Annotated in this window: 14 protein-coding genes; 8 read left to right on the plus strand and 6 right to left on the minus strand. The window is 65.6% G+C overall.

Going from position 1 to position 13,774, the window contains the following annotated elements; all coding sequences use genetic code 11:
• Window position 1 precedes the first annotated feature (1 nt).
• Window positions 2-1,336, plus strand: coding sequence for an ATP-dependent protease ATPase subunit HslU (hslU, locus tag AAGA11_01755; protein ID MEM9601562.1), 1,335 nt, complete (start codon window positions 2-4; stop codon window positions 1,334-1,336).
• A 17-nt stretch (window positions 1,337-1,353) separates the two neighbouring features.
• Here hslU and AAGA11_01760 read toward each other — a convergent pair whose 3' ends face one another.
• A complete protein-coding gene (locus AAGA11_01760) occupies window positions 1,354-2,229 on the minus strand; it encodes a LysR family transcriptional regulator (protein MEM9601563.1) in 876 nt (291 codons plus the stop codon).
• A gap of 89 nt (window positions 2,230-2,318) precedes the next feature.
• On the opposite strand from AAGA11_01760, the gene AAGA11_01765 reads away from it, so the two are divergent.
• Window positions 2,319-3,077 (plus strand): sulfite exporter TauE/SafE family protein, encoded by a 759-nt coding sequence (locus AAGA11_01765; protein ID MEM9601564.1) that lies wholly within the window; start codon window positions 2,319-2,321, stop codon window positions 3,075-3,077.
• Between the two features lie 16 nt (window positions 3,078-3,093).
• On the opposite strand, the gene AAGA11_01770 is transcribed toward AAGA11_01765, so the two are convergent.
• Genes AAGA11_01770 through AAGA11_01785 form a run of 4 tightly spaced genes read right to left on the minus strand, consistent with a single transcriptional unit; the run spans window position 3,094 to window position 7,990 of the window.
• The gene (locus AAGA11_01770) at window positions 3,094-4,797 is read right to left on the minus strand and encodes a metallophosphoesterase (protein ID MEM9601565.1); all 1,704 of its coding nucleotides are present in this window, start codon (window positions 4,795-4,797) and stop codon (window positions 3,094-3,096) included.
• Window positions 4,798-4,804: 7 nt separating this feature from the next.
• A complete protein-coding gene (locus AAGA11_01775; protein ID MEM9601566.1) occupies window positions 4,805-6,280 on the minus strand; it encodes a tripartite tricarboxylate transporter permease in 1,476 nt (491 codons plus the stop codon).
• Between the two features lies 1 nt (window position 6,281).
• A complete protein-coding gene (locus AAGA11_01780) occupies window positions 6,282-6,776 on the minus strand; it encodes a tripartite tricarboxylate transporter TctB family protein (GenBank protein MEM9601567.1) in 495 nt (164 codons plus the stop codon).
• On the minus strand, window positions 6,773-7,990 hold the full coding sequence (locus AAGA11_01785; protein ID MEM9601568.1) for an ROK family transcriptional regulator: 1,218 nt from the start codon (window positions 7,988-7,990) through the stop codon (window positions 6,773-6,775). The genes AAGA11_01780 and AAGA11_01785 overlap by 4 nt, the downstream gene beginning before the upstream one ends.
• 118 nt (window positions 7,991-8,108) lie before the next feature.
• Between AAGA11_01785 and AAGA11_01790 the strand changes: the two genes are divergently transcribed.
• Both AAGA11_01790 and betC read left to right on the plus strand, forming a co-directional pair.
• Window positions 8,109-9,092, plus strand: coding sequence for a tripartite tricarboxylate transporter substrate binding protein (locus AAGA11_01790; protein MEM9601569.1), 984 nt, complete (start codon window positions 8,109-8,111; stop codon window positions 9,090-9,092).
• 71 nt (window positions 9,093-9,163) lie between these two features.
• Window positions 9,164-10,717 carry a choline-sulfatase gene (betC, locus tag AAGA11_01795; protein MEM9601570.1) on the plus strand — a complete coding sequence of 518 codons (1,554 nt, stop codon included), beginning with the start codon at window positions 9,164-9,166 and terminating at the stop codon, window positions 10,715-10,717.
• Between the two features lie 33 nt (window positions 10,718-10,750).
• Here betC and AAGA11_01800 read toward each other — a convergent pair whose 3' ends face one another.
• Window positions 10,751-11,614, minus strand: a complete 864-nt coding sequence (locus AAGA11_01800; GenBank protein MEM9601571.1) for a LysR family transcriptional regulator — start codon at window positions 11,612-11,614, stop codon at window positions 10,751-10,753.
• Between the two features lie 112 nt (window positions 11,615-11,726).
• On the opposite strand from AAGA11_01800, the gene AAGA11_01805 reads away from it, so the two are divergent.
• The 4 genes from AAGA11_01805 (at window position 11,727) to ubiE (ending at window position 13,769) form a co-directional block, all read left to right on the plus strand.
• The gene (locus AAGA11_01805) at window positions 11,727-12,020 is read left to right on the plus strand and encodes a hypothetical protein (GenBank protein MEM9601572.1); all 294 of its coding nucleotides are present in this window, start codon (window positions 11,727-11,729) and stop codon (window positions 12,018-12,020) included.
• A gap of 18 nt (window positions 12,021-12,038) precedes the next feature.
• Window positions 12,039-12,593: a nucleotidyltransferase family protein gene (locus tag AAGA11_01810; GenBank protein ID MEM9601573.1), complete on the plus strand. Its 555-nt coding sequence runs from the start codon at window positions 12,039-12,041 to the stop codon at window positions 12,591-12,593.
• Window positions 12,594-12,666: 73 nt separating this feature from the next.
• Window positions 12,667-13,023 (plus strand): DUF971 domain-containing protein, encoded by a 357-nt coding sequence (locus tag AAGA11_01815; GenBank protein ID MEM9601574.1) that lies wholly within the window; start codon window positions 12,667-12,669, stop codon window positions 13,021-13,023.
• Window positions 13,020-13,769, plus strand: a complete 750-nt coding sequence (gene ubiE / locus AAGA11_01820; GenBank protein ID MEM9601575.1) for a bifunctional demethylmenaquinone methyltransferase/2-methoxy-6-polyprenyl-1,4-benzoquinol methylase UbiE — start codon at window positions 13,020-13,022, stop codon at window positions 13,767-13,769. The genes AAGA11_01815 and ubiE overlap by 4 nt, the downstream gene beginning before the upstream one ends.
• The last annotated feature ends 5 nt before the right edge of the window (window positions 13,770-13,774 follow it).

The raw sequence follows: 13,774 nt of genomic DNA on the forward strand, positions 1-13,774 counted from the left end.
CATGACTGAAATGACCCCCCGTGAAATCGTCCAGGCGCTCGACAGCCACATCGTCGGTCAGTCCGACGCCAAACGCGCGGTCGCGGTGGCACTGCGCAACCGCTGGCGTCGGCAACAGGTCGACGAGCCGCTGCGCGGCGAGATCACACCGAAGAACATCCTCATGATCGGGCCGACCGGGGTGGGCAAGACCGAGATCGCGCGGCGTCTGGCAAAGCTCGCCAAGGCCCCGTTCATCAAGGTGGAGGCGACGAAATTCACCGAGGTGGGCTACGTCGGCCGAGACGTCGAGTCGATCGTGCGTGACCTCGTGGACATCGCCATCAACGACACCCGCGAGGCCGAGAAGGCCCGGGTGCGCAACCGCGCACTCGACGCGGCCGAGGACCGCATCCTCGATATCCTGTTGCCGCCGCCGCGTGGCAGCGGCTTCGCCGAATCGACGCCCGCACCGGATTCCAGCACGCGTCAGAAGTTTCGCAAGAAGCTGCGCGAGGGCGACCTCGACGACAAGGAAGTCGAGGTCGAGGTCAGCGGCTCGCCGCTCGGGGTCGAGATCATGAGCCCGCCGGGCATGGAACAGATGACCGAGCAGTTGCAGCAGATGTTCAGCAACATGGGCAACGCGCCGAAGCAGAAGCGCAAGATGCGCATCAACGAAGCACTCGAGCAGCTCGCCGACGAGGAAGCGCGCGGCATGCTGGACGACGCCGAGGTCAAGCGCAAGGCGATCGAGTCGGTCGAGCAACACGGCATCGTGTTCATCGACGAGATCGACAAGGTCGCCAGGCGCAGTGAGGGTGGCGGCGGTGTAGACGTGTCCCGAGAGGGGGTACAGCGTGACCTGCTGCCGCTGGTCGAGGGCTGCACCGTGACCACCAAACACGGGCCGGTAAACACCGACCACATCCTGTTCATCGCCTCGGGTGCCTTCCACCTCAGCAAGCCGAGCGACCTGGTGCCGGAGCTGCAAGGCCGTCTGCCGATCCGGGTCGAGTTGAGTGCGCTCTCGGCGGCCGATTTCGAACGCATTTTGACCGACACCAACGCCTCGTTGACGCGCCAGTACACCGCGTTGCTCGAGACCGAGAACGTTACGGTTGAATTCACCCAGGACGGTGTCGAGCGCATCGCCGCGGTGGCCTCGAGCGTCAACGAGACAACCGAAAACATCGGCGCGCGGCGCTTGCACACGGTGATGGAGCGCCTGCTCGAGGACGCGAGCTACCATGCAGCCGACCGCAGCGGCCAGACGCTGACCGTCGACGCCGCCTACGTCGACGACCAACTCGGTGAACTCTCGGGCGACGAAGACCTGAGCCGCTACATCCTCTGAGCGACGTCACCCCGTCATCAGCGGCGACAGACCCCGGCGTCTCGGTCAGTCGGTGTGGCCGGACGGGTGGCCATGAGTGCATCTCGCATCGCCGCTGTGAGGTTCGGGTTGGCGCGTGTGTTCGTGAGAATCGAACGCACGGCCATCGGCAGCGCCGGCAAACCGTCCTGCGGACCGAGTGTACGCAGGCTGCTGTCGAGGCTTGATGCCGGCAGGGCGCCCACGGCGAGCCCCGCACGCAACGCGGATCGCAGGCTTGTGAAATCGTTGCTCAGGAAACGGGTGTGAAAGCGGCGCGCCGCGCGCGCGAGTGCAGATTCGGTCATCTGACGCCACCAGCAGGCTCGGTCCAGTTGGGCAAGCGGCACCGGCGCGTCTGCGGGGAGCGAGAAGCCCGGGTTCGCCGCCCAGACCGTGGACTCCACCGAGTGCACGTGCGCTGACAGGGCCTCGGGACCGGAGTGCACGGCGACATCGAGCTCACCCCGTGCGATCTGGCCCGCGAAGCCTGATGTGCAGCCCGCGAATGCCTCCACTTCCACCCCCGGATGTGACTCGCGAAAACGCCGAAGCGCGTGTTCCAACAGCGGCCCGGCGCAATCGTCCGGCAAGCCGACGCGCACGGTCCCCTGCAAGCGATCCTCGAACACGGCCTGTGCGTCTCGCAGGCTCGAGACGACCTGCCTGGCGTGCGGCAGAAGCGTGAGACCCTCGGGCGTCAGTCTCATGCCCTGTGGCGATCGCGTGAACAGGCGCGTGTTCAGCGCGGATTCCACTTTGCGCAACTGCACACTCAGCGCCGATTGCGTTTTGCTGAGCTGGCTCGCTGCCGCTGTGAGGTTGCCGCAGTCGGCAATGGCAAGGAAGGCTTGCAGCCCATCTCCGGTTAGCACCAAGCGTTCGATATTATTCATCGATCAATGATAAATATTCATTTCTGTAAATGGCAAGGCTCGCCTAGTGTTCGTGCAGGAGGGTCGAGATGGACGCAGTCAGCGGGGTTTTTCTGGTCGGTGTCGGTCTGATCGGCGGCGTGTGGAACGCGGTCGCCGGTGGAGCCACGCTGTTTACCTTTCCCGCCTTGATGTGGGTGGGGCTGCCGCCCGTGGTAGCCAACGCCACCAACTACCTCGCCATGCTGCCGTCCAACGCCGCCGCGTTGCCGGCACACCGCGCCGACCTGAAGGCGATAGCAGGGGTGTTGCCGAGACTGGTCGTCGTGTCCGCTTCGGGGGCTTTGCTCGGGTCATTGATCCTCGTTTTCATCGACCCCGCGCTCTTCATGCTCCTCGTACCCGCCCTGATCGCCCTGGCGACCGCGTTGTTCGCGTTCGGGGACCGGGTGCGGGCGTGGTTGTTGGATACCGCGGGCAGCCGCAGTCAGGTGCTCGTGCTCGCCGGACTGTTCCTCGCATCGGTGTATGGCGGGTTCTTTGGGGCCGGGCTCGGCATCATTCTGCTGGCGATCGCGCAGTTACTGGGCTTCCGTGCGTTTTCGGTTGCCAACGCGATAAAGAACCTCCTCGCGACGGCGTTCACGCTGATCAGCATCGCCGTCTTTGGTGTCGGGGGCTTGGTCGCCTGGCCCGAGGCCGTGACCATGATGGTCGGCAGCACGGTGGGCGGTTACCTCGGTGGCCGTCTGTCGCATCAGGTGAACGAGCGGTTGCTGCGCCGAGCGGTCATTGCGTTCGGTTCGCTTCTGAGCGTGGTCTACGCCGTCCGGCTACTTGCCGGATAGCCGGTCGCGGGCAGGCTCAATCGGTGTCGTGCGCGTGTCGAAAATTGTGCAGGCGGTCCACCAAGCCATGGCGTGGGTGGTAGCCGCGATCAACATCCTCGAAGGTGTCGCACTGCACGACGACGTCATGGTCTGTGGCAAATGCGAGCGCGGCGCGCAGTTTCCTGTCGATGGCAACATCATCGGTGTTTGCGTCGGCCGGGTTGCTGTGTGACAGCCGCACGTTGACCGCAACGCGTGACCCCGCACCCTGAATGCGTGAGACGGCCTCCGTGAGCGCGTCCACCGGCTCCTCCCACGCCAGTTGCAGCAACACACCGGGGCATGGCTCGTCGCTCCGGGCCAATGCGGCGACGATGTCAGCGCAGTCTGACAACGGATACCCGGTCGTCGCTGTGTGCGCGAACGCCTTGCCATCCGCCGTTGCGGCGGATGTGGACGCCTTTGCCAGTGTGACAGGCACCGTTGTGCGTTGGACGATCTCGGCGGCTGTTGCAATCGCTTCGTCGAGGGTCCCCCGAATGTCAATCAACTCGAAACCGGCGAGTGCACGCGCGTGGGCATTGAGGCAAACGACGGAGTCCTCGTCCGGCACCGTCGTGCTGAAAACGACAAAGCGCACGCCGAGACTGGCCCAATCCAGCAGCCGGGTCCGACTGGTTTCGGTTAACAGGTCGGACAGCGGAACCCGGACGGTGTCGATCCCGGACTGCAGCAACCTCAGGAGGGGGTAGTCGTTTCGCGCGGACTTGCGACTGTATTCCTCCATCGGCCCGTTGTACGGCAGTTGTCTGGCGCTGTGCCAGTCGTGTCTCATGTGCGGCACCAGACCGGTCCAGCGCGGCGGTGTGCTCGGACTGACCTTGCGTTCATGGGCAGCCAGTGTCCTTCCGTGGGTCTGAAACCAGCGGAAATCGAGCGTCTCCTCGTCGACGTCGAACAATGCAACCCCGTATTTTCCGGTGTCATCTCGCCCGTGCTCGGGGGCAGGTTTCCCCTGGAACAACTCGCTGTAGTCCTGCCGTGTGAAGCTGGTGGCGGGAAGACACCAGAGTTGCATGTCACCGTAGCGGTTGTAGAAGAAATGGTGAACGTGACCTGACAGGATCGCCCGAACGCCGTGCGACGATGCGAGCTTCAGCAAGCGACTGCGGCCGGGCTCGGCAATGTTGTCGTAGTGGTCGGGCTCGTCGGGGGCTTGAATGAACGGCGGGTAGTGGGAGAACAGCAGCACCTGTTGTCTGCGGTGTTCGCTGAGCGTGTGCGCCAGCCAGTCGAACTGGAGGTGCTCAGCCTCGAGGCCGGTGTTGATCAACGAGGAATTGATCGCCACGAGGGTCACCTCGCCGCAAACACTGGCCCAGGCGCTGTCACCGAACGCGGACTCGTAGCGGCTGATGTGGTCAGGGTTGGTCGCCTTGGCCGGCAGGCCGGGTGACGGTTTGTCGCCGATGTCGTGGTTGCCCGGCACGAAGGACAGCTGCGGCTGGAGCGGTTCGAACACGCGCTTCGCTTCGGCGGCGGCTGAGGCGTACGCGGCCATGTGCGGCAAGGGGTGGACCATGTCGCCCAGGTGCACCGTGTGGTCCGGAGCGAGCTCTGCGATCAACGCGGTAGCGTAGCGTGCGCGCGCGTTCGCGCGTTCGTTGACCGCGTAGGGCGACGACGTGTCGCCCTCCGGGGCGCGCAGGTGGGTGTCGGTGAAAACGGCGATGCGCATGTGCGGCTCAGGCCCGCTTCTTCAACAGCGCCCGCCGCACGGTCAGCGCGACAACCACGGCGGTCATGCACCAGAACAGCCAGCAGATCGGACTCGAGAAGAACACGCTCCACTCCCCGCGCGAGAGCAGCAGCGATTGGCGAAAGTTGTCTTCGAGCAGCGGCCCGAGGATGAACGCAATCAGAAACGGCGCGGCCGGAATGCCGAGGCGCAGCATGCCGAAACCGACCACGCCCATGGCGAACATGACGCCGACATCGAACAGCGTGTTGTTCACTGCGTACGCCCCGTAGACGCAGAGCACCATGACGATCGGGAACAGCACGCGATGCGGGATGTCCGCGATCCGACTGATCAGCCGAATGGACACCTTGCCCACCGTGAACAGGATGATCGAACTCAACATGATGCCGATGAACAGCGCGTAGATCAGGCTGAGGTTGTCCTGGAACAGCAGCGGGCCCGGACGCAAGCCGTGGATCATGAACGCGCCGAGGATGATGGCCGTGATGATGTCGCCGGGGATGCCGAGGGCCAGCAACGGGATCAGGGTGGCACCGGCGACGCCGTTGTTGCCGCTCTCGGCCGCGGCGACGCCCTCGAGTTCACCCTTGCCGAAATTGTCGCTGTTGGGCGAGGTGCGCTTGGCCTCGGAATAGCTCAGGAAAGCCGATGGCGCCCCACCGATCCCCGGAATGGCGCCGAGCACGACGCCGATGGTGCTGCCGCGCAGGATACTCTTGAGGCAGCGTTTGAAATCGGCAAAGGAGGCACCGCGCCCGGCGAGCGGGTTGTGTTCACGCGGCAGTTCGACACGACCGAAAAAGGCGATGATCTCCGGCAAGGCGAACAACCCGATCAGCACCGGGATGAAGTTCAGGCCGCTCATCAGGTTGACTTCACCGAAGACGAAGCGGTTGGTGCCGTACACGAGATCGAGGCCGACGGTCGCCAGCAACAGGCCGAGGCAGGCCGAGCCGAGGCCCTTGAGCAACTGGTCGCCGGACACGCCGGCAATGATGGTCAGCGAAAACAGGATCAGCGTGAAGACTTCCGGCGAGCCAAACGCGAGAGCGAGGCTCGCGAGCATACCGGCAAACACGATCAGCGCGATGTTCGAGAGAAAATCGGCCACACACGAGGCGTAGAGCGCGATGTCGAGCGCCCGCCGCGCCTCGCCACGCTTGGCCAACGGGTAGCCGTCGAGCACGGTGCACGAGGCGGCCGGTGTGCCGGGCGCATTGATCAGAATCGCGGTGATCGACCCGCCGTAGATGCCACCCTTGTACACCCCGAGCAGCAGCAGGATGCCGGTGACCGGGGGCAGGGTGAACGTGAAGGGCAAGGTCAGCGCGACCGCCATCGGCGTTGTCATGCCCGGTATCGCACCGACAAAGGTGCCGACCACGACGCCGATTGCGAGGGCGCCGACGTTTTGCCAGGTGGCGAAGAGCGCGAGTGCCTGCTGCAGGACGTCCAGCATCTCAGAGTGCTCCTAGCCAAGGTTGTAAAACACCGAGCGGTATCGGAATGTTTGCGACTTTCAGAAAAAAGACATACAGCCCGAGCGGGACGGCGATGGCGAGGGCCAGGACCCGCGGCCACCGCCGCTCACCGGCAAGCGGAAATGCGATCAGCAGCGCGAGACACGAGGCGAGTGGCAGGCCGAGCACTGACAACACACTGGCAAAGGCCGCGAGCAGCACGAACACGAGGCTGATCTGCCGCGCCGCATCCGGTCGCTGATCCGGGTCCACCTCACCGGCGGCGGGGCGCCAGGCGGCGCGCAGGCCCACGCAAAGGCCGACCACCAGCAACACCCACGCGACGATGCGGGGGTAGTACGACGGTGACAGGGCTGCGTATTTGACGCGCCGGGGCTCGTCGACACCGTTCGGAATCAACACCAGGAGCAACAGCGCGGCGAAGCACACCATGCTCAGGCCACTGAGGAAATCGCGATCTTGCAAACGGTTCATGCTGTGGGTGCACCGCGTGTGGGAAAGTGGCCGAAGACGTGGGCATCGAGGGCAATGCTTGCGGCGGCGAGGTCGGACGTCACCTGGCTGATGCGCAGGCGTTGCGCGTCGAGCGGCGCGCCCGCGTCTGCGAGCCCGGCCCGCACGCCCTCGACGAAGTCCGATTGCCTGCCGGCCTCGCCCGCGAGGATGATCTGTTGCGGGTCGAGCAGAGCGTGTGCGGCGTCGAGGCCGAACGCGAGGTGGGTCCCGGCGTCGAAGAAAGCCGCCTTGGCGTGGCGATCACCGTGGTCAGCGAGTGCAATCGCGGTGTGCAGGTGCGGGTTGTGGTGACTCAACGGTGCCGTGGACCGGTTGGCGCCGAGCGACAGCGTACGGACCACCGCGACGCCGGACGCGCACTGTTGCAGGCACCCCTGCCGACCACAGTGGCAGTCAATCCGGGCGTTGGGGTGTTTCAGGTGGGCGAGGTTGCCCAGTGTGCTCTCGGGGTGCGACGGCCGACTGCCGCCGCTGGTGAAGGCCATGCCGATGCCGACACCGACGTTCACCACCAGCACGCGCTCGGCCGGTGACACGTGGCCAGCGTTGATTTCGGCCCTGAGCAACCCGGTTGGCCGCGACTCGAGTGCCACCGGGCACCCGAAGGCCGCCTCGAAGGCCGACGCGACCGGCACGTCCTGCCAGCCGAGCAGGGCGCTGGTGACGCGCCCGCCGTGCAGCTCGGACCGGTTGGTGACGGCCACGCTGATGCCCGTGGCGAGCGGCGCGGCGGACGCGTGCTGGTCGAGCAGCGCGCGACAGCGGCTGACGAGTTCGGCAACCACCGCGTCCGGCGTCAGTCCGGCCGCCGAATGCAGGTCGTGGGCGGCGATGCGCGAACCGTCGAGCCGATTCAAAGAGGCTTGCAGGCGGTTGGCTGTCAGGTTGACGGCCAGCACCACGCCGCCGTTGGGATTCAACGTGAGACGGCTGCTGCGGCGGCCGAGGCTGCCGGCTTGCTTGAGCGGAGCCCCCTCGAGCACCAGGCCCGCGGAAATCAGCTCGCGCGTGATCCGTGACACCGCCGCGCCGGTCAAGCCCATGGCCTCGCCCAGCTCCGCACGACTGCAGCGCCGTTGCTGGTTCAGCAGGCGCAACACCCCACGCCGGTTGGCGTGGCGCAGCACCGACGATGCGGCGGGTGTCGTGGGGTGCGTGGCAGGCGGCGACACGGGCACAGGCCTAATTAGTTACTTACAGTAATTAATTATTGACAGCTCGGCCGCGCAAGGTCAATCTTTTCGCTGAGCTGGTCCGTCCAGCCCACGACACACCAAGAGGAGATAAGCGATGCAGGCCCCGTTTTCCCTGTTCAAGCGCGCCGTGCTGTCGGCCGTGCTGGTCGCCACCGCGGCCGTAGCCAACGCGAGCTACCCCGAACGCCCGATTACCCTGGTAGCCCCCTACGGTCCCGGCGGTGCCGCCGACTTGTCGGCCCGCATGATCGCGGGTGCGGCGCCGCAGTACCTCGGACAGCCGATTCTGGCCATCAACAAGACCGGCGCCGCCGGGGTGGTGGGGTCGAACTTCGTCAAGAACGCGGCGGCAGACGGCTACACCCTGCTGTCCGCCCGCGTCGGCAGCCAGATGGGCGTGCCGGCGATGAACAAGACCATCCCCTACGCCTGGGACGAATTCACCTTTCTCGGGCTGATCGAGGTCAACCCCTTCGTGCTCGTCGTCAACGCCGAGAGCGACATCAAGACCTTCGCCGACTTCGAAGCCAAGGTGTCGTCCGGTGCGGAGATGGCGTACAGCTCGGCGGGCGTCGGCACCCTGCTGCACATCGCCGTCGCCGTGATGGCCAACAGCATGGGCATCGACTTCGACAACCTGGTCCACGTGCCCTACAAGGGCGGTGGCAAGGCGCGTGCGGCGGTGGTTGCCGATCAGGTGGATTTCTCCTACCAGAACCTCTCTGCCGTCGCCGGCGCGCTGGAGGCGGGTCAGTTGCGTGCCCTGGTGGTCACCACCGGTGAGCGTCAGCCGATCATCCCGGACGTGCCGACCGCGCAGGAAGTCGGTTACCCGGATCTCGAGAAGATCATCGGGTGGTCCGCCATATACGGACCGCCGGGCCTGCCCGACGAGGTGGTGGCGAAATGGTCTGAGACACTCGAGGCACTGAAAGCCGATCGGGCCTGGAACCGAATGACCAAGGGCCTGGGCAACATCGTCGACATCCGGTCGCCGGAAGACACCAAGGCCTACGTGGCCGAGCAGTACAAGGTCTTCGACGACACCCTGATGAAGCTCGGTCTGCGGATCGAGTAACCGCATCGGCTCGGGGTGCCGCCCGCAGCGGCCCCCGACCGACCTGTCCACCGACCACTCGAGGTAGCCCCGTGTCCGGTACTCGCCCCAACATCCTGCTGATCCAGGCCGACCAATTGGCGGCGAACGCACTCAGGTGTTACGGCAACCCCACTGTCAAGGCGCCAAACATCGATCGCCTGGCGCGTGAGGGTGTGGTGTTCGAGAACTGCTACTGCAACCTGCCGATGTGTGCGCCCTCGCGGGCGTCGATGCACGCCGGCCGGCTGCCGTTCTCGATCGGCATGTACGACAACGCCTCGGAGTTCCAGGCGGGGATTCCGACCTTCGCGCACTACCTGCGCACGCTCGACTACCGCGTGGAGTTGTCGGGCAAGATGCACTTTGTCGGTGCCGACCAACTGCACGGTTACGAGCGCCGGCACACGACCGAGATCTACCCGGCCAACTTTGCCTGGACCGTCGATTGGTCTCAGGGCCGTGAGTACCGGCCGACCAACCTGACCATGGCCCCGATCATCGAGTCGGGGCCCTGCGTGCGCTCTCTCCAGATGGACTACGACGACGAAGTCGCGTACCACGGCAAGCAGGCGCTCTACGATTTTGCCCGCAAGGCGGACGACAAGCCCTTTTTGTTGACGGTGTCGTTCACCAGCCCGCACTCGCCGTTCGTTGTCGGCCAGCCCTACTGGGATCGATACGCGCACGAGGAGATCGAATCAGTGGCGGTTCCGCCCTTGACACTTGAGGAGATGGACCACCTGAGTCGGAATCTGCACTATTGCCAGGCCCGGCACAAGTTCACGGTTACCGACGAGCACCGCCGAATGGCCCGGCACGGCTACTACGGCATGATTTCCTACATCGACGACAAGGTCGGGGAATTGCTCGAGGTGTTGTCGACAACCGGTCTGGCGGGGGACACCGTGGTGGTGTTTTGCGCCGACCACGGCGAGATGATGGGCGAGCGCGGCATGTGGTTCAAACAGCATTTCTTCGAGTGGGCGGCGCGCGTGCCGCTTATCGTCCACAGCCCGACGCGCTGGGCGCCATCGCGTGTGGCGCCGTCGGTGAGTCTGATCGACCTCATGCCCACGCTGCTCGACATCGCGCACGGTGAGCGCTTTGACGCCTACGCCGACCCGATCGATGGCTGCTCGCTGGTGCCGGCGCTTGAAGGCCGGCCCGAGGCGTTGCCGGACCTCGCGGTCTGTGAGTTTGCTGCGGACGGCTCCACCGGCCCGAGCCGCATGGTGCGGCGTGGGCCGTGGAAATTGATGTGGCTCGAGGGCGTGGACACACTGCTCTACAACCTTGACACCGACCCCGACGAGCAGGACAACCGTGCCGACGACCCGGCACTGGGGGCGCTCCGAAGCGAGCTCGAAGCGCTGTTGTTCGACGGCTTCGACCCCGAGGCGCTCCGGGCGTCGATCGAGCGCAGCCAACGACGTCGGCTGCTCGTACACCAGGCAACCGGTGGCGAGCCAACCTATGTCAACAAGGTGCGCTACGACGACGGCAGCCGCTACATCCGCAATGCTGGCGCCGCCGACACCAAGGCGCGCGCGCGTCTGCCCTACGTCTCACCAGCCCAACCGGACCGAAACGACCCGGTGGTTTAGTGCTCCATCCATCGATAAATGGAGCACTAGCCGTCACGCCGCGTGCGGCTTGTGTTCCACGAGGTAGGCGGCGAGCTTGTCGGCCAGCGTGTTGTCACTGACACGGCCCCGGTAGAGCGCGACCGAGCAGCTCGGTAGGTCCGGCAGGGCGCCTCGGTGGTCGACAAGCTCGCGTTCGGCCGGCACCTGACCGGCGAGCTCGGCGCGCACACAGAGGTCAGCCTTCGCCATCGCGTCAATTGCGCGGTCGTCGTTGGTGTTCACGATCGACACCCAGTCGACGTCGGCGTTGTCGAGTGCGGCGACGGCCACGTTGCGGAACGCGCAGTTGCCGCACGTGGCGAACGGCAGTGGCCGGCGCTGCCAGGCGGTGCCGCCGTGCGAGCCGGTCCAGACGAGCTGCTGGGTGTCGAGCACGGTGGCATCGGGCCGGGGGTCGAGCTCGGTGGTCAGGATCACGTCGAGCTCACCGCGGTGGTACGCCGAGAGCAGGTGCACGGTGCTCTCGGTACTCAGCTGCACCTGCACCCGCGGGAAATCGCGCGAAAAAGCCTGTAGGGCTGCCGGTACCCAATTATCGACAATGTCGCTCGGGCAGCCGAGTGCCACCTCGCCCTCGTAGTCGGGGGCGGTCAGTCGGCCCCAGGCCTCGTCGTTCAGCGCGAGCAGTTTGCGCGCGTAGTGGACCAACTGCTCGCCCGCGGGTGTCGGTGTCAGGCCCTGCGGGCTGCGATCGAACACCGCGCTGCCGAGCGTGGCCTCGAGGCGCTTCACCTGCATGCTGATGGCGCTCTGGGTCAGGTGCAGACGCGCGGCGGCGCGGGTCATGGTGCCGGCGTCGACGATCGCCACCACGCTGCGCAAGCTGGCAAGGTCGAGGTTTCGGGGTGTGGCCACAGCCATCTCCATCAATTCTGGTGAAGAGATGCATCAAAAACTTTCGTTTCACTGATGCGAGATTGGCCGCTATTGTCATCATCCGTGATCAGCAAGTCCAGAGGGTTAACAAATGTTGATATCAAGCACCACCAATCGTGATCGCTTCCCGCTGTCCCACAACGGCCGCCACCGCGCCGACAAGCCGGTGTCTCTGGTCGCCACCTGTCGCTTTGCGCTGGGCTATGTGATGCTGGTGTTCGACGTCTGGCGGGAGCGCCGGGCATTGGCGCGGCTGAACGCCGCCGGACGGGCCGACATTGGACGCAACCCCCGTGACATCGACCTGGAAGCGAGGCGATCGCTGTTCGACCTGCCTGCAGCGCGGCTCGACGCCCTGCGGTGCCGGGTGCGCCGGGGCCGCTGAGGCGCGGGACGGTGTGCGGTGCTGACCGAGTCGCAGGCCCGATCCCGGGCGCTGCGGCTGGTCGCCGCGCACCCACGTCGGCGTCGGGCACTCGAGGCGGTTGCGTTGCTCGAGCTGCCCGACGGCTGGCTCGCAGCCGGCTTTGTGCGCAATGCCGTGTGGGACAGCCAATACGGCGTGGCGACCACCACCGCAGACCTCGATGTCGTCTATTTTGACCCGGCCTGCACCTCGGCGGCACGTGACCGCGACATCGAATTCGCCTTGCAGCAACGGTGCCCAGGGCTTCGCTGGTCGGTGAAGAACCAGGCGCGCATGCACGCGCGACACGGCCATCCTGCGTACCGCTCGAGCGTCGACGCGATGGCGCGGTGGCCCGAGCGTCAGACCGCCGTTGCCGCGCGGCTCGACCGGCGCGGCGATGTCGAGGGTTTTGCAGTGTTTGGCTTTGCTGTGCTGTTCAACGGTCGGGTCGAGCGCAACCCCCGCTGTGCCCACGGCACCTACGGTCACCGTTGCCGGGAAAAGCGCTGGGCCGAGCGCTGGCCAGGGCTCTCGGTGGACACGCGCTGACGCACCCACGCGGTGCGGTGCCGCACCGAGGCGGATGATAGAGTGCGGGTCCTGACCACTGCGCGCCACCGCCATGCCCACGCCCACCGAAATCCGCGTACGCCAGGCGAGCCGTGTGCTCGTTGTCGCCTTCGAAGACGGCTACCGGTGTGAGCTCGATTTCGAGTACCTGCGGGTGCATTCGCCGTCGGCGGAGGTCAAGGGACACGGACCCGGACAGGAGACGCTGGTGGTCGGCAAGGAGGCTGTGCAGATCGTCGGCTGCGAACCGGTGGGCAATTACGCGGTCAAGATCGTGTTCGACGACGGACACAATTCGGGCCTGTACACCTGGGATACCCTCTACGCGCTCGGACAGGCCTTTGACACCAATTGGGCCGCCTACCTGCAACGCCTGGCTGACGCCGGCCACACAAGGACCCTGTCATGAGCGAGCCGCGCACCACCCACTTCGGCTACGAGGACGTGCCGGTCGAGGAGAAAGTCGACCGCGTGGCCGACGTCTTTCACTCGGTGGCGTCCAAATACGACATCATGAACGACCTGATGTCCTTCGGCATTCATCGGCTCTGGAAGCAGTTTGCCCTGCAACACAGCGGGGTGCGCCCGGGCCAGACCGTGCTCGACATCGCCGGTGGCACCGGTGACCTCGCCGCCGCCATGGCCCGTCGAGTGGGCTCGACCGGCCTCGTGGTGCTCTCCGACATCAACGCCTCGATGCTCGAGGTCGGACGCGACAAGCTCATCAACAAGGGCATCGTCGGCAACCTCGAGGTGGCCCAGGCGGACGCCGAAGCGCTGCCCTTCGACGACGACAGCTTTGATTGCATCACCATCGGCTTCGGGCTGCGCAACGTGACCGACAAGGATCGGGCACTGGCAAGCATGCACCGTGTGCTGAAGCCGGGTGGGCGGCTGCTCGTGCTCGAATTTTCGAAGCCGACCGTGCCGGCCTTCGCGGCACTCTACGACCGCTATTCCTTCACCGTGTTGCCAGCGATGGGCAAAGCGGTGGTCGGGGATGCCGACAGCTACCGTTACCTGGCCGAGAGCATCCGTATGCACCCGGACCAGGAAACGCTCGCGGCGATGATGCGTGGAGCCGGCTTCGAGCGCGTCGATTACCACAACCTCACGGCGGGCGTGGTGGCCTTGCACAAAGGCATCAAGGTGTGACCTGC

This window comes from Pseudomonadota bacterium (genome assembly GCA_039196715.1).
Taxonomy (GTDB): Bacteria; Pseudomonadota; Gammaproteobacteria; order CALCKW01; family CALCKW01; genus CALCKW01.

Bases quoted from the DNA above. Each gene is read 5' to 3' on its own strand.
- hslU (MEM9601562.1), top strand. From the start codon at position 2: ATGACTGAAATGACCCCCCGTGAAATCGTCCAGGCGCTCGACAGCCAC.
- AAGA11_01805 (MEM9601572.1), top strand. From the start codon at position 11,727: ATGTTGATATCAAGCACCACCAATCGTGATCGCTTCCCGCTGTCCCAC.
- AAGA11_01765 (MEM9601564.1), top strand. From the start codon at position 2,319: ATGGACGCAGTCAGCGGGGTTTTTCTGGTCGGTGTCGGTCTGATCGGC.
- AAGA11_01815 (MEM9601574.1), top strand. From the start codon at position 12,667: ATGCCCACGCCCACCGAAATCCGCGTACGCCAGGCGAGCCGTGTGCTC.
- AAGA11_01770 (MEM9601565.1), bottom strand. From the start codon at position 4,797: ATGCGCATCGCCGTTTTCACCGACACCCACCTGCGCGCCCCGGAGGGC.
- AAGA11_01775 (MEM9601566.1), bottom strand. From the start codon at position 6,280: ATGCTGGACGTCCTGCAGCAGGCACTCGCGCTCTTCGCCACCTGGCAA.
- ubiE (MEM9601575.1), top strand. From the start codon at position 13,020: ATGAGCGAGCCGCGCACCACCCACTTCGGCTACGAGGACGTGCCGGTC.
- AAGA11_01790 (MEM9601569.1), top strand. From the start codon at position 8,109: ATGCAGGCCCCGTTTTCCCTGTTCAAGCGCGCCGTGCTGTCGGCCGTG.
- AAGA11_01780 (MEM9601567.1), bottom strand. From the start codon at position 6,776: ATGAACCGTTTGCAAGATCGCGATTTCCTCAGTGGCCTGAGCATGGTG.